Below are 17381 nucleotides of genomic sequence, written 5' to 3' on the forward strand. Positions count from 1 at the left end.
CCCAACGCGCCCTTCTGTCCCGGCACTTCGCTGTCTACGGTGGAGGTGCCGGGCAGTCGTGCCCGGGAGAGGCGGCGGGCGATGGCACGTGTTCCGGAACGACTGCGCAGACTCCTCCCCGCCGCCCGGCGGGCTCCCGGGGCCGCCGCGCCCGCGCCGCCGCGCGCCCGGCAGGGCCACAACCTCTTCGAGGCGGCGGCGGAGTACGTGGCCGCGTGCGCCGAGGACGATCCGGCCCGGGCGGAGGAGGCGGCGAGCCGGGTCTCCCCCGGCGCGCTGTCCTTCGGCGTCAACGAGCTGGCCTGCCGGGCGCTCATCGCCCTCGCCCGGGAGCGCGGCGAATCGCCGACCACCGTGGCCCGCTCGCTGCTCGGCCTCCGGGACGCCTGAGGGATCGCCCCCGAAGGCCCCCGGAGGATCCACCCGGGGGCCTTCTCCGAGGGGGATCTCTCGCTCGTACACCCTCGACGCGCGGGTTACTCACTGGTTAAGGTGCGCCGACTACCAGATGGGGAGGCTGCCGTGACCGGGACGGACCCGATCGCCGAGGCGCGCACCGCCGGAGACGGCGGGGGTGACGCCGATGCCGACGCGCTGTTCGTGCTGACCGCGGCGCTGCTGACGCCCGCGAGCTTCCCGAGCGTGCTCGGTGACGACTATCCGGCCGCCTGCGCCGCGCTGGGGCTCCAGCCCTACGCGGACGGGTACGGGCTCGTGTTCGGCCAGGACGGCCTCGGCGCGCGGTGGACGGTCGTCGTCGACGACGTGTCGCTCGTCGCGGTGGCCATCTCGTCCTGGGACTGCGGCATGGCCTACGACCTCTCCCCCGACGAGAACTCCGTGGTGGCCGGGCTGCCGGGCTGGCCGCTCGAGGTGGTCAGCGCCGCACCCGGCGTCCCCGCACCGCACGACCCGGAGCCGGAGGAGGGCGATCCCGCCCCGCTGGTCCCGCCGTCCGGCGACGTGTGGGGCCCGGTCCAGCGCCGGCTCGGTGCGGACGAGGTGGCGCTCCGGTGGGAAGCCTGGCGTGCCCAGGTGGAGGACGACGCCCCGGTGAACGACGACACCAAGGGCGCCGGGACGCCCGGGCCGGGCGGCGCGACGTCCAGGCCGGGCGCCGGGACATCCGAGCCGGCGGAAGCGAGCGGTCCCTCCGTACCCGACCCGTACGACGGTGTACGTAAGGCCCTGCGCGAGCTCCGCGGCTATCTGGAGGAGGCGCCTCCCGTGGGACGGGTGCGGTCGCAGTCGACGGCGGAGGACGGCGCCCGTCTCGTTCGCGCGGACGGCCCCGGCTGGTCGTTCGTGGCCCGGACCGACGACATGGCCTTCGTCCTCCTCGACGAGCTGCCGCGCGAGGTGCTGCCGGTCTCCAGGGGACCGGAGCTGCCCGCGCTCCTCGACGCGCTCGACGCGATGGCCGTCCGCACCTCCTGAGCACGTCCTGAGCACGCCCACGCCAAGAAGCACTCCTCCCACATGGGACAACGGCCATAGGTGTGGCCCCGGACCATGGTCCGGCGGTGGTGGTGCGCCGCACGATATGGCGCCGCACCCCCTTCCCGTCGTCCCCACGGAGGCTCACCATGCGCCTGCACCCAGGCATTTCCCTGTTCACCGCACTGCTGGCGGGGCTCACCGTCCTCGCCCCCGCGAGCCCCGCCGGAGCCGGAACGGAGGCCCCGGCCTCCGCGCACTGCGCGCGCCAGGAACGGCTCCACGTACCGGGCGCCGAGCACCAGCGGTCCGCGTGCCTGGCCGATCTGACGACCGCGGGGCTCGCCGGTACGCCGTACACCGACATGGCCGACCAGGCCGGTCTCGCGGCGAAGGCGACCCGTAACCCCTCGGGGGTGCCCGGCGTCCAGATCGACGGCTACTTCCCCGACACCTCACGGCTCAACGCCACCCACGGCTGGGCCCACGACGCGCAGTTCGTGATCCGGCTGCCCGACGACTGGAACGGCGGGCTCGTCGTCACCGGCGCGCCCGGCAGCCGGCGCCAGTACTCCACGGACGCGCTCATCTCCGACCGGGTCCTCGCCCAGGGATTCGCCTACGCGGCCACCGACAAGGGCAACACCGGCCCGGACTTCTTCACCGACGGACGGGCCCCGGGCGACGCGGTGGCCGAGTGGAACCGCCGGGTCACCGAGCTGACGCGGGCGGCCAAGAAGGCCGTACGGCAGCGCTACGGCCATGCCCCCGCCTCGACGTACATGACGGGCATCTCCAACGCCGGGTACCTGACGCGCTGGCAGCTGGAGAACCGGCCCGAGCTGTACGACGGCGGGGTCGACTGGGAGGGCGTGCTGTGGACCACACACGGCCCCAACCTGCTGACGAGCCTGCCGGTGACGGTGGCCCGCTCACTCGGCCGGGCCTCCGACGAGGACCTGGTCGAGGCGGGTTTCGCGCCCGGGTCCCGTTTCCTCTGGCCGTACCACGAGAAGGCGTACTGGGGGCTCACGCAGAAGATCTTCCGGGCCGAGTTCGACCCCTCGTACGACCCGGCCTGTCCGGGTGCCACGGCCGGGCGGACGGTGGAGGAGATCTTCGCGGCCTGCGCCTCGGACGCCTCGTACGACTATGCCTCCCGGCCCGCGTCCGTCCACCGCGCGGTCGCGAAGGTCGCGCTGACCGGTCGCATCGGCAAGCCCCTCATCACGCTCCACGGCGACCTGGACACCCTGCTGCCCATCGCCACCGACTCCGACGTGTACGCCGGGATGATCGACGCGCGGGGCCGGGGCGGGCTGCACCGGTACTACACGGTGCAGGGCGGGACGCACACGGACGGCCTGTACGACACGTATCCGGACCGGTTGCGTCCGATCCTGCCCTGCTACCGCTCCGCGTTCGACGCGCTCACGCGCTGGGTCGAGGAGGGTACGCCGCCGCCCGCGGACCGTACGATCGCGCGGCCGGCAGGCGGTGACGTCGTCGACTCCTGCGCCCTGGAGGACTGACTGGGACCGACTGAAGTCTGACGGAGGTCTGACTGAGGTCTGAAGAGCAATCGACGAGCGCGGTCAGGGAACGCGCTCAGACCATCTCCAGGGGGCGGTGCGGTCCCTCCGGCAGCTCGGCACGGATCGTGTCGCCCGGCCGCACCTCCCCGCCGGTCAGCACGATGCCCATGATGCCCGCCTTGCGGACGACCTCGCCGTTCTCGTCACGGCCGAGGACCTGCTTGAGCAGGCCGTGCTGGAAGTTGTCGATCTGCGCGCACGGGTTGCGCAGTCCGGTGACCTCGACGACGGCCTCGGCGCCCAGGTGGAGCCGGGTGCCGGTGGGCAGGCCGAGGAGGTCGATCCCGTGGGTCGTGACGTTCTCGCCGAGGTCGCCGGGGGCCACCTCGAAGCCCGCGCCCGCCACGTCCTCGAAGAGCTCGGCGTGGATGAGGTGGACCTGCCGCAGGTTCGGCTGGGACGGGTCCCGGGCGACGCGCGAACGGTGCTTGACCGTCACTCCCGCGTGGACGTCGCCCTCCACACCGAGGCCCGCCAGGAGGGTGATGCCCTCCCGGTTGGGCTTGGTGAACGAGTACGTGCCGTTGCTGCTGACCGTCTGGACGGTGCCGCTGCTCATGCTGAGGAGCTCCCCTTCTCCGCTACCGCTCGGTCGTGGCGAGCGGTGGATACACCTCACCCGAACCGATGATCACCTCGCGTGTGACCACCTCAGACCCTACTCGGCGCTCTCCGCCCGCTCCGCGCGCAGGGGCTCGCCCACCTCGTGCAGGTGCCCGAGGGCCTGGCGGTACGACTCCACGAAGCCGGTCTCCGTGTACGGCACGCCCAGCGCGGCGCAGTGGGCGCGTACGGCGGGCTGGGCCAGTCGGAGGTGGGGGCGCGGCATGCTCGGGAAGAGGTGGTGCTCGACCTGGTAGTTGAGTCCGCCGAGGAACCAGTCGGTGAGGGCGCCGCCGCGGATGTTGCGCGAGGTGAGCACCTGGCGGCGCAGGTGGCCCCAGCTGTCGCCGTCGGCGTGCTCGTCCGGGCGCTCCATGCCCTTGTGGTTGGGGGCGAAGGCCATGCCCAGGTGCACGCCGAGCAGCATCTGGTGGAGGAGGGCGAAGACCAGCGCCTGAAGGGGGTTGAGGAAAGTGAGCAGCAGGGCCGCGTAGCCGGCGAAGTGGGTGAGGAGCAGGGCGCCTTCGACGAGCCGCTCGCGCCGGGTGCGGCAGGGGCCGTCCTTCTCGAGGAGGGACCGGACTCCGTACACCTTGAGGGCGATGCCCTCCAGGGTCGTCAGCGGGAAGAACAGCCAGGCCTGGTGGCGGGTGAGGAAACCGTGCAGGCCCGTACGGCCCGCGGTCTGGTGCTCGGCGAAGACGAGGATGTCGGCGGCGACGTCCGGGTCCTTGTCGAGGTGGTTGGGGTTCGCGTGGTGGCGGTTGTGCTTGTCGTTCCACCACTCCCGGCTCATGCCGAGGAGGAGGTTGGCGTGGACGAGCTGGATGACGCGGCTCGCCCTGCGGTCGGCGGTGATCTGGGCGTGGCCGGCGTCGTGGCCGACGAAGGCGGCGCGGGCGGAGAGCAGCGCGAGGGGGACGGCGAGCGGGAGCACCCACCAGGAGGAGCCGATCAGGGCGAGTCCGGTCACGACGGCGGCGATGCCGAGGAGGTTGACGACGATCCCGCGGGCGTACCAGCCGGGGCGGTGTTCCAGGAGGCCCTGCTCCCTGACCGTCCGCAGGAGCGGGGAGAACTCGCTGCCGCCCCTGGCGCGGGCGGGAGCCTTGGCTGCGGCCTTGGCTGTTGCCTCGGCGGGGGCGGGCGCCGGGGGCAGGACGGTGGCCTGGGACATGGCGGGCTCCGGTTTCTGTGGGTCGGGGTTCGAGCGGTGGGCGCCTCCACCGAAACTACGGAGAGGTGATCGTCGGGGGCCATGGCGTCACCACCCGTCCACGTCAGGGGGCGCGCAGGGGTGCCGGGGTGGGGTGAACCCCACCCTCTTGGGGCGCGATACGACTGTGGCGTGGATCACGCGTGCGGCGGACGCGTCGAGGTGGTGACTTCAGGTATCCTCGGCCGCTCGGTCGCCAGGTAGTCAAATTTGAGGAATGCGTTGTCGCTGTCGTACGGACCTGATGATTCCGCCCACGAACTCACCCTCCGCCCCGCCGTCTTCCTTCCCGCCGTCTTCCTTCCCGCCGACCCGCCCCGAGCGGGTCGGATCGCCTTCTGGTCCCCGGAGGGCGACGCGCTGCCGGACGGCGTCGTCTCCACGAACACCGAACCCACGAACACCGAAGTCACGACCACCGAGCTCACGGTCGTGGACGGCGACAGCCTCCGGCCCGTGACCGTCCCCGCGCACACCCTCTCCGTACGGGACGCACTGCCGCTGCTCGCCGGAGCCCGGTTCGCGGACGACGCCTCGCCCGCCGCGGCGTTCTGGGGCGCCGCGACCCTCCTCGCCCTGGACCTCGTCGCACGCGGGCTGCTGCTGCCCGGTCTGACCCCCGGCGACCACGACGCGTGGCGGGCCGGGCCGCTCGGCCCCGAGGAGCTGGCGCGTCTGCGCACCCTCGCCGCCTCGATGCCGCCGAGCGCCCACGCCGTGCCCCTCTCCCCCGACGAGCCGTTGCTGCTGCCCGAACCCGAGGCGCTGCTCCGGGCGTTCGCCGACGCGGTCGCGGACACGCTGCCGCGGACCCCGGCGGCGTCCCTCGCGGCCGGCGGGCCCGCGTTCGCGGCCGACGCGCCGCAGTCCGTCCCCGAACAGCGGGCCTGGGCCGCCGACGTGGCGGCGGGTCACGACGCGGGCGTGCGACTGTCGCTCCGGCTCGAACTCCCCGGCTTCACCGCCGAGTCGCGTGAGGCGCCCGCCTTCCGCGCGGTCCTCCAGCTGCACGGCGTCGCCGACCCGACGCTGGTCGCGGACGCCGCGGAGGTGTGGGCGGGGTCCGGCGCGACGGCCGGCGCGTTCGGCCCCCGGGCCCGGATGGACGCGCTCCTCGCACTCCGGCGCGCCTCCCGTGCCTGGCCGCCGCTGGCCCCGCTCCTGACGGCGGCCGTGCCCGACACCGTCGAACTCGCCGACGAGGAGGTCGCGGAGCTCCTGGGCCCGGCGGCCCGGGCCCTCGCGGCGACGGGCGTCCAGGTCCACTGGCCGCGCGAGCTCGCCGACCGGCTCACCGCCCGGGCGGTGATCGGCCCGGCGGCCGCGGAGGACGAACAGAACGGCGCGCGCCACGGAATCGGCGGCGGGCCCCTTGCGGACGGCGACACGCCGGACGGAGGCGACCGGACGCCGGGCGGGAGCCACGACACGCCGGACGGAGCGCGCGGCCCCTTCGGCGGCGCCCTGCCCTCCCTCCTCTCCGCCGACGCCCTGCTCGCCTTCAACTGGCGCTTCGCGCTGGGCGGGAACGAGCTGACCCGGGCCGAGCTCGACGGGCTCGCCGAGGCCGGGCGCCCCCTCGTCCGGCTGCGGGACCGCTGGGTCCTCGTCGACCCGGCCGAGGTGCTCCGGGCCCGTTCCCAGCAGGACCGCAAGGTCACGCCCGTGGACGCCCTCTCGGCCGTGCTCACCGGCACGACCGAGATCGACGGCCGCCCCGTCTCGGTGGCCGCGTCCGGCTGGCTGGAGCGGTTGAGGGAGCGCCTCGCCGAACCGGAGGGCGACCGGCCCGAGGTCGAGCAGCCCGCCGCGCTCGCCGCGACCCTGCGCGACTACCAGCTGCGCGGGCTCGACTGGCTGCACCGCATGACCTCCCTGGGCCTCGGCGGCTGCCTCGCCGACGACATGGGCCTCGGCAAGACGATCACCGTCATCGCGCTCCATCTGCACCGGCAGACCGACCCCGCTTCCGCCGGGCCCACGCTGGTCGTCTGCCCGACGTCACTCATGGGCAACTGGCAGCGCGAGATCGAGAAGTTCGCGCCCGGCACGCCGGTCCGCCGCTTCCACGGCGCCACGCGCGACCTGGAGGACGTCACCGACGGCTTCGTCCTCACCACGTACGGCACCATGCGGCTCGACAGCGAGCGGCTCGCGGCGCGCGGCTGGGCACTGCTCGTCGCGGACGAGGCGCAGCACGTCAAGAACCCGTACTCGGCGACCGCGCGTGCCCTGCGGACGATCGGGGCACGCGCGCGCGTGGCACTGTCCGGCACCCCGGTGGAGAACAACCTCTCAGAGCTGTGGGCGATCCTCGACTGGACCACTCCTGGCCTCCTCGGCAGTCTCGGCGCCTTCCGTACGCGCTTCGCCGCCGCCGTCGAGGGCGGCGGGGATCCGGCCGCCGCCGAGCGGCTCGGCGCGCTGGTCCGCCCGTTCCTGCTGCGCCGCCGCAAGTCGGACCCGGGCATCGCACCCGAACTGCCGCCGAAGACGGAGACCGACCGGACCGTCTCCCTCACACCGGAACAGGCCGGTCTGTACGAGGCGGTGGTCCGCGAGACCCTGGAGGCGATCGCCGCCGCCGACGGCATGGAGCGCCGCGGGCTCGTGATGAAGCTGCTGACCGGTCTGAAGCAGATCTGCAACCACCCGGCCCAGTACCTCAAGGAGGACCTGCGCCTGAAGAAGGACCGGCCGAGGATCGAGGGCCGCTCGGGCAAGCTGGAGCTGCTCGACGAACTCCTCGACACGATCCTCTCCGAGGGCGCGAGCACCCTGGTCTTCACCCAGTACGTGGCGATGGCCCGGATCCTGGAGGCGCATCTCGCGGCCCGGGGCGTGCGGGCGCAGTTCCTGCACGGCGGTACGCCCGTCGCCGAGCGCGAGGCGATGGTGGCGCGGTTCCAGGACGGGGAGGTCCCCGTCTTCCTCCTCTCGCTGAAGGCCGCCGGCACCGGGCTCAACCTCACCCGCGCCGAGCACGTCGTGCACTACGACCGCTGGTGGAACCCGGCCGTGGAGGCGCAGGCCACCGACCGCGCGTACCGGATCGGTCAGGACCGGCCGGTGCAGGTGCACCGGCTGATCGCCGAGGGCACGGTCGAGGACCGGATCGCCGCCATGCTCGACCGCAAACGGGAACTGGCGGACGCCGTTCTCGGGACGGGCGGGGACGCCCCACCGGAACTGACCGAACTGACCGACGCGGAACTGGCGGAGCTCGTACGACTGCGAGGGGACGGACGATGAGCGGGTACGGACACGGACACGCGGGCGGACACGGGGGCGGGGACGACGAGCGGACGTTCGCGGCGCTTCCGCCGGCCAAGGGCGCGGCGTTCGCCAGGACCTGGTGGGGCCTGGCGTGGCTCAAGGCGCTGGAGGACACGGCGCTCGACGGCCAGCAGCTGAAGGCCGGACGCCGCCACGCGCGCGCGGGCGCGGTGGGCGCCGTGTCGGTGCGGCCCGGCCGCATCACGGCCATGGTCAAGGACGGCGACGGTACGGCGCACCGCAGCGACGTGCTGGTGCGGGAGTTCTCCGAGGACGAGTGGGAGCGGCTGCTCGACCTGGCCGTGGACAGCGTGGGGCACATCGCGGCGCTCCTCGACCGCGAGATGCCGCCGCACCTGGTGGAGGACGCGGCCGTGGCGGGCCTCGACCTGCTGCCGGGGATCGGCGATCTCGATCCGGAGTGCGGCTGCGAGGCGTGGGACCACTGCCCGCACACGTCGGCGCTCTGCTACCAGGTGGCGAGGCTGCTCGACGAGGACCCGTTCGTGCTGCTGCTGATGCGGGGGCGCGGAGAGCGGACGCTCCTCGACCAGCTCCAGAGCCGCAGCGCGCGGCGGGCCGCGTCGCCTGCGGTGCGCGGCGGGTCCGGGAAGGGAACCGGGAACGGGGACGGGTACGGGTACGGGAACGGGTACGGGGACGGGGACGGGGCGGAGGGTCCCGGGGGCATGCCGGGCGTGTCGGCGGTGGAGGCGTACGCGGCGCGGGACATCCTGCCGCCGCTGCCCGCCCCGCCCACGCCCCTGTCGGCACCGGGCGAACCGCCCTCCCTGGACTCGGAGACGGATCCGGAGCCCGGGGTCGATCCGACGGCGCTGGAGTTCCTCGCGACGGACGCGGCGGCCCGCGCGCACCGGATGCTCCTCGGGGCGCTCGGGGGTGGCGGACGGGAGCTCGTGGAACCGTCGCTGACGGTCGCTCAGGACGCGGTGCGCCTCGCGGCGGGTTCTCCCGCGTCCTGGATCACGGCGCGGCTGGCGGCCGGTTCGGGCCGGTCGCGGGCGGATCTGGACGCGGGCACGCGCGCGTGGCGGTTCGGCGGGGGCGCCGCCCTCGCCGTACTGGAGGAGGAGTGGACGCCGGACGCCGAGACCCTCGCCCGGGCCACGGCGCAGCTCGCGGAGGCCTGGGAGGACGGCGAACGGCCGGTGCTGCGGCGGACGGCCGGCGGGCGCTGGACGGTGGTGGGCACGGAGGCGCAGCTGCGGCTCGGTGCGGACGGCCGCTGGTGGCCGTACCGGAAGGCGGCCGGCCGCTGGTCCCCCACGGGCTCGGCGGACCGCGACCCGGCATCGGCCCTGGCCACGGCCCTCGCGGCCGATGCCTCCGGCACGGACGTCGCCTAGACGAACGGGTCCGAGGTCCGGGCCTCAGCGGCGGTCGCTGAGGCCGGCGACCACGGCGGTCAGCCGATCCATGGCGTGCGCCACGCCGAGCCCGTCCATGTAGTCGCGGACATGCACGATCTGGCCGTCGCGGACCCTGATCACGAGGAGGCCGGGAAAGCTGAAGGACCGGCCGGTCGTGGTCACGGTCCCGGTGACGACCTGCTCGACGGTGATCACTTCGGAGTCGGTGCTTTCGTGCACGACGACTTCGCGGATCTCCTGCGGTTGCGCCGGGCTTGCGCCCCAGGCCGCTCGGTAGCCCGCGCGGACCTCTTCGCGTCCCTGGTAACGCGGAGGCATGCCGGGGAAGAGGAACGGGAACTCGTGGACGGCGTCGAGCGCGTACAGATCGGCCAGGTCGTCCGCGGATTTGTCGAGCATCGCCCGCTGGTAACGGGCCAGGACCTCACGAGGGCCGGGAGTGGCCGAGGTTGTGTCCGGCATGGTGGTTGGGCTCCGTTCGTCAACGCGAGGCTGAGCTGCTTCGAGCGATGGGCTGGGACTCCGGGCGCGTGCGGACGTGGCGAGGGCCTCCAAGTTCCGGTTGTGACGCCCGACTTGGAGACCTCTTGATCGCACTTTACGTGAGGATCGACGACGCAATCGGAGGAACGCGATGGAGGGGACGACCGCCCCCAGCCCAGCGACTCCGAACATCGGGCCGATGGACGACACGCACCCTTGAAGGGCGGCTCGACCTGGAACAACACGGCGGACAGACCTTCGAGCGCGTCGCGATCAGGGTCGCCCGGCGCGTGCTCGCGGGCCACGACGGGTGGAGCCCGGCCGGGCGTGTGGGAGCCACTGAGAGGTGCACAACCTGAATTCGCGCTGGTCACGTGTGCTGGCGTGGGCGACCGGTGGCGTACTCACACCGGTCGGGGTGGGAGGCTGGAGAGTAGATCATCTGACGCGTCGGGGATGGGGATTCCGGCTTTGTCGTGTTCCCTGCGGCAGGGCTGCACGAGATCGCCCGCTGACCGACGATCATCACGCCAGACAGGCCCCGACAACCAGCACGAGTACGACATCACTCGCCCACGCCACCCCCGCGACCTGCACATTCAGGATGAACACAACTCACTGAGGGCACTGCACGACGCTCCTGTGCCTGTCCAGTGGCTCGTCACCCAGTCTTGGCCGGGTAATCAACGGTGTCAGTGATCGCGGCTATGGTTCCCGGTCATGGGGTTCTCGGGGTCTTTCATCGTGGCGCGAGCCGGTCGGCCGCTGACGGAGTTGGCGGCGATGCGGGCCTCGGACTGTGTGCCGTTCTGGTGGGCATGTGATGGCGAGTGGCAGATCCTACAAGCGAGCCCTATCGCGGATCCGGACCCTTCGATCATTGGTGAGACGCGCGCTTCTGTCCTGGTCTGTCATGTGGTCGACAGCGACTTCGCGACGGTTCAGGCAACGAGTCCCGATGGCCTGTCATGGCAATGCGCTTTGTCGCCGGAGATGGCGCGGGATTACGGCCTCCCCGGTGAGTGGGTCGGTGATGTGTCCGAAGTGGGCGAGCGAGCTGCAACCTGGGCCCGAGGGGCTGGCCTTCAGCCGGACCCGGTGGCGCTCAGGGCTGCCCTGGTGGCTGAGTGTGATCCGCTGGCGGAGGACTTGGTCTTCGCGCTTGTTCACGCCTTGGGGTTCCGATTCCGTGACGGGGTCGACCTGGAACCGCCAGCCATGTGACTGGGGGGTGCCCGTTCGTAAACTCCGCCCTGCCGACTCGCCAACCGAAGTCCTCAGCCCAGTGACATGACCTGCTGGTCGTCGGTCAGCAGACTGTCTCCAAGACCGATCTTGGAGGTGGTCGTGGGGCGTCGACCGAGTCTGTTCGTCCGGCCGGTGAGCGTGGAGGAGGGCCTCCGGCTGCAGCAGATCAGCCGGACCGCGAAGGACCCGGTGAAACTCCGCCGGGCGATCGTGGTGCTGGTGTCCGCTCAAGGCCAGACGGTCAAGGACATCACCATGCTGATGCAGGTCGGCGAGGACTACGTCCGCGATGTCATCCACGCCTTCAACGAGCGTGGGTTCGACGCGCTGGACCCAAAATGGAGCGGGGGACGCCCCAGGACGATCAGTGACCAGGTGCGCGAGCACATCTGCCTGATCGCCCGGACGTCCCCCACAGACTGGAAGATCACCGCGTTCTCCACCTGGAGCCTGAGCAAGCTCGCCGACCACCTCATCAAGCAGAAGGTAACCGCGGCCATCAGCCGTGAGACCCTGCGCCGAATCCTGCGCGTCGGCAAGGTCTCCTGGAAAACCACCACTACCTGGAAGACGTCCACCGACCCGGAGTTCATCGCCAAGATGCACCGCATCCTGGCGCTGTACGCTACGGCGGCGTGAGGCACATGCTCGCCGCCCTCGATCTGACCACCGGCAAGCTGTACGACCGCATCCGCCGGCGCAAGCGCTGGCGCGAGTTCCTCGACCTCCTCAAGAGGCTGCGCGCCCGCTGGCCCGGGGAGAAGCTGTATGTGGTGCTGGACAACTTCTCCCCACACAAGCACGCAGACGTCCGCGCCTGGGCGATCGACAACGACATCGAGCTGGTCTTCCTGCCGACCTACGGCTCCTGGCTGAACTGGATCGAGGCCGAGTTTGCGGCCCCGCGTTACTTCGCGCTCAACGGCACCGACCATCGCAGCCACGACGAACAAAACGCCGCCATCGCCGCCTACGTCCGCTGGCGCAACACCCGCGCGGAACCGAAGATCAACTTCGCCCCCGGCTCACCTATCCGCGCCTGGACGCATTACCCGGCCAATGCTGCGTGACGGGCCACTAGCTCGACATCCCTGGTCAGCCGCAGGAGCGTCGATGGTGTCAGTCGCCCAGGCCGTACAGCCCGGCCAGCTCGGATCCGCCGGCCCAGTGGATGTTCTTGATCTTGTTGAGCGTGTTCGGGTCGCTGACGTACGGCTCGGCTCCGCTCTCGTAGAGCGCCCAGACGTGCTCGTTGCCGTCGGAGTTGCCGTACGCCAGGCCCTCCATCATCGAGGGGGCGCGCATGCAGAAAGCCGTCCCATCGGTGATGTCTGTCTCGTACGACGTGGGTCGCACCCAGACGTTACTGCGGTTGTCGCGGCCGTACGACGTGGAGAAGATGTACTTGTCGCCGACGACCGCCATGCCCTGGGTCTTCGTCGGCACCCAGCGCTTCTTGCCGGTGTACGTCAGCGCGCCGCTGCTGCTCGTCGAGTACTGCCACATGCTTTCGTGGCTCGTCTCGGAGAAGTCGCCGGTCCACAAGGTGGTGCCCTGGCCACCGCCGAGTCCGAGGAACGAACCCTTGCCGGCGATGTCCTGCGTCCCCTTCGGCTGGATCACGTTGTTTGTGTTGGCGCCCGCCAGCTCCGCATGCACGGTGGCGGTCGACCAGTACTTCACGCTGCCCTCGCCGCTGACGTACACGTGATCGCCGGTCACGACTATGCCGCCCGCGTGGGTGTTGGGGATCAGCATGTGACCAAGGCTCTGGCCCCGGCGTGGGCCGCTCAGGGCGATGCCCCAGATCGCGCTCGCGCCGTCAGCGCTCGAGTGGTACGCCGAGATCAGCAGGACGTCCTCGGTCGTCCCGTCCCAGTTGTTCCAGTACGCCAGACCCTGCGGAGTGAATCCGCCGTCGTACAGACCCTGCGGCACGACCACGCTGTTGTGGAACGTGCTGTCGTACGTCTCGCTGGCGGACGGCCCGGCGTAGAAGTCCTGGGTCCCCGTCGTCGTACGACAGTTGGCATCCTCGGCCAATGCCGATATCGATGCCGATGCCGACGTTGATGCCGATGCTGACTGTGCGGTGGCGGTCATGACGGCACCACCAGCCACTAGCGCGGCGATCGCGATGGACATCGTTATTCGGGTGGGCAGCATGTTGATTCCCCTTTGGGGTCGCGGGCACGGAGGTACTTGGGCGTGCTTGATCGCGCGTATGTTCCCACGGGCTAGATCCAACGTTGTACATCCGGTCGCGTGTTGTCTAGTGCGTCGGCCACGAACGTTGACCGGGTCTGACGATGTATCCGTGAATGTTCGTGGTGTCGGGGTTTGACGGCTAACTCGCTGGCAACGTGGTTGCTGTCGGGAGCGAGGTGCCGCATGGCAGAGCCAGTCAGAGCACGTCGGTTGACTGATCAAGAGGGACAGCGCCTGCAGCAGATCGTCCGGCGGGGCCGCCACGAGTCGGTGCGGGTACCTCGGGCGCTGATCATCATGGCGTCGGCGTCGGGCACCAGGGTGGCGGCGATCGCGCGGTTGGTCGCCGGCCACGAGGACACCGTCCGGGATGTGATCCACGCGTTCAACGAGAAGGACCTGGAAGCGTTGGACGCTCAGTGAGACCTACCCAACCTGAATGTCCCCTGGTCAGCGGTGCTGGCGTGGGTGGCGGGTGGCGTACTCGCGCTGGTCGAGGGCGGGAGTGTGGCGAGTAGATCATCTGACGGGTCGGGGTTGGGTGTTTCCGGTTTTTGCCGCGCCGTGGGCGGCGGGGTTCCTGCGATCTCGGGCGGAGTGCCTGGTCGTTGGGGAGAGATTCCGTGTCGTCGCTGGAGAAGATCGCAGGTCGCCGGGCCGAGCTGGACCAGCTCGCGGAGGCGCTGGCCAAGCAGCTTGCCGAGGTGGACGCCGAGCGTGAGGAACTCGCGGTGGCGGAGCGGGTGCTGCGCCGTCTGTACGAGCAGGAAGCCGAGGCCGCCGCCGGGCAGGACGCCGGTCTGCCCGAGCGGGTGCAGGTCGGGGGCCGGCCGGTGTTGAAGGTGCCGCACCGCAGTGAGGTGGCGGATGCGTCCGCGCTGCCCGGCGACTACCAGCGGATGCTGCAGATCGTTAAGGCCGCGGGCGGGCCGGTGATGGTCAAGGACGTCGGCGCCGATCTCGGTATCGAGGTCTCGGTGCCGGGCCGGCTGGAGCCGTTGCGCGGGAAGCTGTCGAAGCCGGCCGGGCGGGGCTGGCTGCACAAACTGGCGAACGGCACCTTCACCACCCGGCTGTAATCCATGGCCCGCAGGCCGTAACGTGCGGGACCCCGGCGCGAGTTGATGATGCATGCCTACAAACAACACCCCGACCGGGGACCACACCGAGCTTGTCTACCAGTGCAGGCTGCCGCTGTCCACGCACACCCTGCGGTTCCTGACATCGCTGCTGAGTGCCCATCTGAAGAAGATCGGCTCGCGGTGGCGCAAGCTGCCGGTCGGGCGGATCGCGGTGATCGGGCTCGCCGCGCTGCGGCATGACCAGCGCCTGGCCGACCTCGCCGGCGCCGTCGATGTCTCGCGCACCACCCTGGACCGGTGGCTGAAAGAGACCATCGACCTGCTGGCCGCCAAGGCGCCGCGGCTGGAGCGGGTGCTGGCGAAAATCGCCCGCGAGGGTGGCAGCGTCGTCCTGCTCGACGGGTCGCTGATACCCACCCAGCGCCGCGCCGGCCTGCCCATCAGGCGCCGCTGGTCAGCCAAGCACAAACGGCACGGGCTGCTGGGCATCACCCTGACCGACACCCGTGGCCGTCTGTTGTGGACCTCCACCGCCCGGCCGGCCCGCGGCTCGGAGATCACCGCTTGTCGCCACGACGACCTGGTCGGCCGACTCCGAGCGGCCGGCCTCACCGCGATCGCCGACCTCGGCTTCGTCGGCCTCGACGACAGCGGGCCGGACACCGACCCGGCGGTCATCACCGGCTACAAGAAGCCCAAGGGCAAGAAGCTCCCGCCCGCGAAGAAGCTGGTCAACCAGCTGATCGCGGCGGAACGGGCGGTATGCGAGCACGCCTTCGCGCACCTGAAGAACTGGCGCGTGCTGACCAAGCTCCGCCTCGACGTGAAGTGGGCCACCCGCCTCGTCCGGGCGCTGATGATCCTCACCCAGCACGAGATCGCCCGCTGACCGACGATCATCACGCCAGACAGGCCGCGACAACCAGCACGAGTACGACATCACCCGCCCACGCCACCCCCGCGACCTGCACATTCAGGATGAACACAACTCACTGGAGACGTGTCGCGGTCCGGATGAGGTCGGCGACGGCTCTGGACCGGCTGTGCGGTGGCCAGGCGATCACGGTGGTGACCGTCGGCGCGTCCAGCACGGGCACGGCGGCGAGGTCACCGTGCAGTTGGGCTCGGCACGACGCCGGTGAGACCGCACAGGCACGGCCGAGCGCGACGAGCTGCAACAACTGCGCATGGTCGCGGACCCGCGGGCCGGGCCCGGGCGGGTAGGTGCCGTCGGGCTTGGGCCAGCGTGGGAGGGGCAGGCCCGGCAGCCCGGTGATGTCGGCCATGTGCACATGGGCCCGTGCGGTGAGCGGATGCCCGGCCGGCAGGACCACGACCTGACTCTCCGTGCTGAGCTCCTCGGTGTGGAATCCGGCCGTCGAGTCGAACGGCCGGTGCAGCAGCGCCACGTCGGCCCGGCCTTCGCGCAGGAGTCGTTCCTGCTCGGCCGGACCGCACAGGATGACGTCGACGGGGACCGCGCCGGGTTCGGCGGCGTACGCGTCGAGCAGTCTCGCCAGCAGTTCCCTGGACGCGCTGGCCTTCGTGACCAGGACCAGGCCGGGGCGGCCGGTCACGGAAAGGGCGGCGCGGCGGGTCCGACGCTCGGCGGCCTCGACCGCGTCGAGAGCCGCCCGGCCCTCGACCAACAGCACCGAGCCGGCCTCGGTCAGCGTGACAGTGCGACTGGTCCGATCCAACAGCACTGCCCCGAGCCGGCGTTCGAGCTGCTGGATCGCCCGCGACAACGGTGGCTGCGCGATCCCGAGCCGTTGGGCGGCACGCCCGAAGTGCAGTTCTTCAGCGACAGCGACGAAATACCGCAGTTCCCGGGTCTCCATCCGGCCACGCTATCCCGGATCGATACCCTGACGGTATCGTTGCGCAACCGATCGGTCTTGGACCCCCGCCGAGGCCCGAAGGCAACATCGTCCCCATGACTGAACGGACGATCGCGCTGGTCACCGGCGCGAACAAGGGAATCGGCTACGAGATCGCCGCAGGCCTGGGCACCCTCGGCTGGACCGTCGGCGTCGGCGCCCGCGACGACCGGCGCCGAAGCGCCGCGGTGGAGAAGCTGCGCGCCGCCGGCATCGACGCGTTCGCCGTACCGCTGGACGTGACCGACGAGGCGAGCGCGACCGCCGCCGCACGGCTGATCGACGAACAGGCCGGACGCCTCGACGTGCTCGTCAACAACGCCGCCATCGCAGGCGACCTGCCACAGGAGCCCACCCGGATCGACCCCGCCACCATCCACACCGTCGTGGACACCAACGTGATCGGCGTCATCCGCGTCACCAACGCGATGCTGCCGCTGCTGCGCCGCTCCGCCGCACCACGGATCGTGAACATGTCCAGCAGCGTCGGCTCCCTCACCCGGCAGTCAGGACCCGCCGCCGAGCAGACGGCAGGTCCCGTGTCCGCGGCGTACGCGCCGTCGAAGACGTTCCTGAACGCCGTCACCCTGCAATACGCCCGGGAGCTGAGCGGCACGAACATCCTCATCAACACCGGCTGCCCCGGCTACGTCGCCACCGACCTCAACGGCTTCCGCGGCGTGCGCACCCCCGAACAAGGCGCGGCGATCGCCGTCAAGCTCGCGACCCTGCCCGACGACGGCCCCACGGGACAGTTCTTCGACGACGCCGGCGTAGTGCCCTGGTGATGTGCACGGCGGCTTCACCTCCGAACGCCGCTGGATCCGCCACGACCAGGCCCACCTGCGGCCCCTGTTCCCCTGCCTGCCCGGTCAGTCCGGCCACAACCGGCGCCTGCGCAAGGCCACCGACCTGATCGCCCAGGTCCCGTCATACATCTGGACGGCATCTTGTCGGGCCCG

At 71.3% G+C, this 17381-nt stretch carries 16 protein-coding genes and 2 pseudogenes; 13 read left to right on the forward strand and 5 right to left on the reverse strand.

The genetic code is table 11. From position 1 onward, the window contains the following. Nucleotides 1-81 precede the first annotated feature (81 nt). The 3 genes from ACZ6K0_RS09980 to ACZ6K0_RS09990 all read left to right on the forward strand — a co-directional run bounded on the left by ACZ6K0_RS09980 (nt 82) and on the right by ACZ6K0_RS09990 (nt 2969). Nucleotides 82-390 (forward strand): hypothetical protein, encoded by a 309-nt coding sequence (locus ACZ6K0_RS09980; RefSeq protein ID WP_376406601.1) that lies wholly within the window; start codon nt 82-84, stop codon nt 388-390. Between the two features lie 132 nt (nt 391-522). Next, nucleotides 523-1437: a hypothetical protein gene (locus ACZ6K0_RS09985; RefSeq protein WP_469233990.1), complete on the forward strand. Its 915-nt coding sequence runs from the start codon at nt 523-525 to the stop codon at nt 1435-1437. 149 nt (nt 1438-1586) lie between these two features. Beyond that, nucleotides 1587-2969, forward strand: coding sequence for a tannase/feruloyl esterase family alpha/beta hydrolase (locus ACZ6K0_RS09990; protein ID WP_469233988.1), 1383 nt, complete (start codon nt 1587-1589; stop codon nt 2967-2969). A gap of 76 nt (nt 2970-3045) precedes the next feature. Here the strand turns inward: ACZ6K0_RS09990 and ACZ6K0_RS09995 are convergent, their stop codons facing one another. Continuing rightward, nucleotides 3046-3591 carry an MOSC domain-containing protein gene (locus ACZ6K0_RS09995; RefSeq protein ID WP_376406607.1) on the reverse strand — a complete coding sequence of 182 codons (546 nt, stop codon included), beginning with the start codon at nt 3589-3591 and terminating at the stop codon, nt 3046-3048. Nucleotides 3592-3690: 99 nt separating this feature from the next. Then, nucleotides 3691-4812 (reverse strand): fatty acid desaturase family protein, encoded by a 1122-nt coding sequence (locus ACZ6K0_RS10000; RefSeq protein WP_469233986.1) that lies wholly within the window; start codon nt 4810-4812, stop codon nt 3691-3693. Between the two features lie 369 nt (nt 4813-5181). Here ACZ6K0_RS10000 and ACZ6K0_RS10005 point away from each other — a divergent pair, with 369 nt between their 5' ends. Together ACZ6K0_RS10005 and ACZ6K0_RS10010 are read left to right on the forward strand one after the other, a co-directional pair. Then, nucleotides 5182-8103, forward strand: a complete 2922-nt coding sequence (locus ACZ6K0_RS10005) for an SNF2-related protein (protein ID WP_469234342.1) — start codon at nt 5182-5184, stop codon at nt 8101-8103. Continuing rightward, nucleotides 8100-9494 carry an SWIM zinc finger family protein gene (locus ACZ6K0_RS10010; protein WP_469233984.1) on the forward strand — a complete coding sequence of 465 codons (1395 nt, stop codon included), beginning with the start codon at nt 8100-8102 and terminating at the stop codon, nt 9492-9494. Before ACZ6K0_RS10005 ends, ACZ6K0_RS10010 begins: the two co-directional genes overlap by 4 nt. A 24-nt stretch (nt 9495-9518) precedes the next feature. Here the strand turns inward: ACZ6K0_RS10010 and ACZ6K0_RS10015 are convergent, their stop codons facing one another. Then, nucleotides 9519-9980, reverse strand: a complete 462-nt coding sequence (locus tag ACZ6K0_RS10015; RefSeq protein ID WP_469233983.1) for a nuclear transport factor 2 family protein — start codon at nt 9978-9980, stop codon at nt 9519-9521. Nucleotides 9981-10721: 741 nt separating this feature from the next. On the opposite strand from ACZ6K0_RS10015, the gene ACZ6K0_RS10020 reads away from it, so the two are divergent. From ACZ6K0_RS10020 to ACZ6K0_RS10030, 3 genes are all read left to right on the forward strand, one after another. After that, complete coding sequence (locus ACZ6K0_RS10020) at nt 10722-11225, forward strand: hypothetical protein (RefSeq protein WP_376406746.1); 504 nt, start codon at nt 10722-10724, stop codon at nt 11223-11225. Between the two features lie 156 nt (nt 11226-11381). Continuing rightward, nucleotides 11382-11888, forward strand: a complete 507-nt coding sequence (locus ACZ6K0_RS10025) for a helix-turn-helix domain-containing protein (protein ID WP_469233981.1) — start codon at nt 11382-11384, stop codon at nt 11886-11888. Nucleotides 11889-11893: 5 nt separating this feature from the next. Continuing rightward, nucleotides 11894-12319 carry a transposase gene (locus ACZ6K0_RS10030; protein WP_469234333.1) on the forward strand — a complete coding sequence of 142 codons (426 nt, stop codon included), beginning with the start codon at nt 11894-11896 and terminating at the stop codon, nt 12317-12319. A 49-nt stretch (nt 12320-12368) separates the two neighbouring features. Here the strand turns inward: ACZ6K0_RS10030 and ACZ6K0_RS10035 are convergent, their stop codons facing one another. Beyond that, on the reverse strand, nt 12369-13292 hold the full coding sequence (locus ACZ6K0_RS10035) for a hypothetical protein (RefSeq protein WP_376406750.1): 924 nt from the start codon (nt 13290-13292) through the stop codon (nt 12369-12371). A gap of 348 nt (nt 13293-13640) precedes the next feature. Here ACZ6K0_RS10035 and ACZ6K0_RS10040 point away from each other — a divergent pair. From ACZ6K0_RS10040 to ACZ6K0_RS10050, 3 genes and pseudogenes are all read left to right on the forward strand, one after another. Next, nucleotides 13641-13877: pseudogene (locus ACZ6K0_RS10040) on the forward strand (helix-turn-helix domain-containing protein); the annotation flags it as partial. Between the two features lie 203 nt (nt 13878-14080). Further along, nucleotides 14081-14536: a hypothetical protein gene (locus ACZ6K0_RS10045; protein WP_469233979.1), complete on the forward strand. Its 456-nt coding sequence runs from the start codon at nt 14081-14083 to the stop codon at nt 14534-14536. A gap of 52 nt (nt 14537-14588) precedes the next feature. Beyond that, nucleotides 14589-15428: a transposase family protein gene (locus tag ACZ6K0_RS10050; RefSeq protein ID WP_469233977.1), complete on the forward strand. Its 840-nt coding sequence runs from the start codon at nt 14589-14591 to the stop codon at nt 15426-15428. 100 nt (nt 15429-15528) lie between these two features. Here the strand turns inward: ACZ6K0_RS10050 and ACZ6K0_RS10055 are convergent, their stop codons facing one another. Then, nucleotides 15529-16380 carry a LysR family transcriptional regulator gene (locus tag ACZ6K0_RS10055; protein WP_469233975.1) on the reverse strand — a complete coding sequence of 284 codons (852 nt, stop codon included), beginning with the start codon at nt 16378-16380 and terminating at the stop codon, nt 15529-15531. 95 nt (nt 16381-16475) lie between these two features. Between ACZ6K0_RS10055 and ACZ6K0_RS10060 the strand changes: the two genes are divergently transcribed. Together ACZ6K0_RS10060 and ACZ6K0_RS10065 are read left to right on the forward strand one after the other, a co-directional pair. Then, entirely contained in the window at nt 16476-17207 is a 732-nt protein-coding gene (locus ACZ6K0_RS10060) for an SDR family oxidoreductase (RefSeq protein ID WP_376406617.1), read from the forward strand. 10 nt (nt 17208-17217) lie between these two features. Further along, nucleotides 17218-17346 (forward strand): annotated as a pseudogene (locus tag ACZ6K0_RS10065) (IS982 family transposase); the annotation flags it as partial. Between the last annotated feature and the right edge of the window lie 35 nt (nt 17347-17381).

The sequence above is a fragment of the Streptomyces sp. NPDC042346 genome (assembly GCF_055581845.1).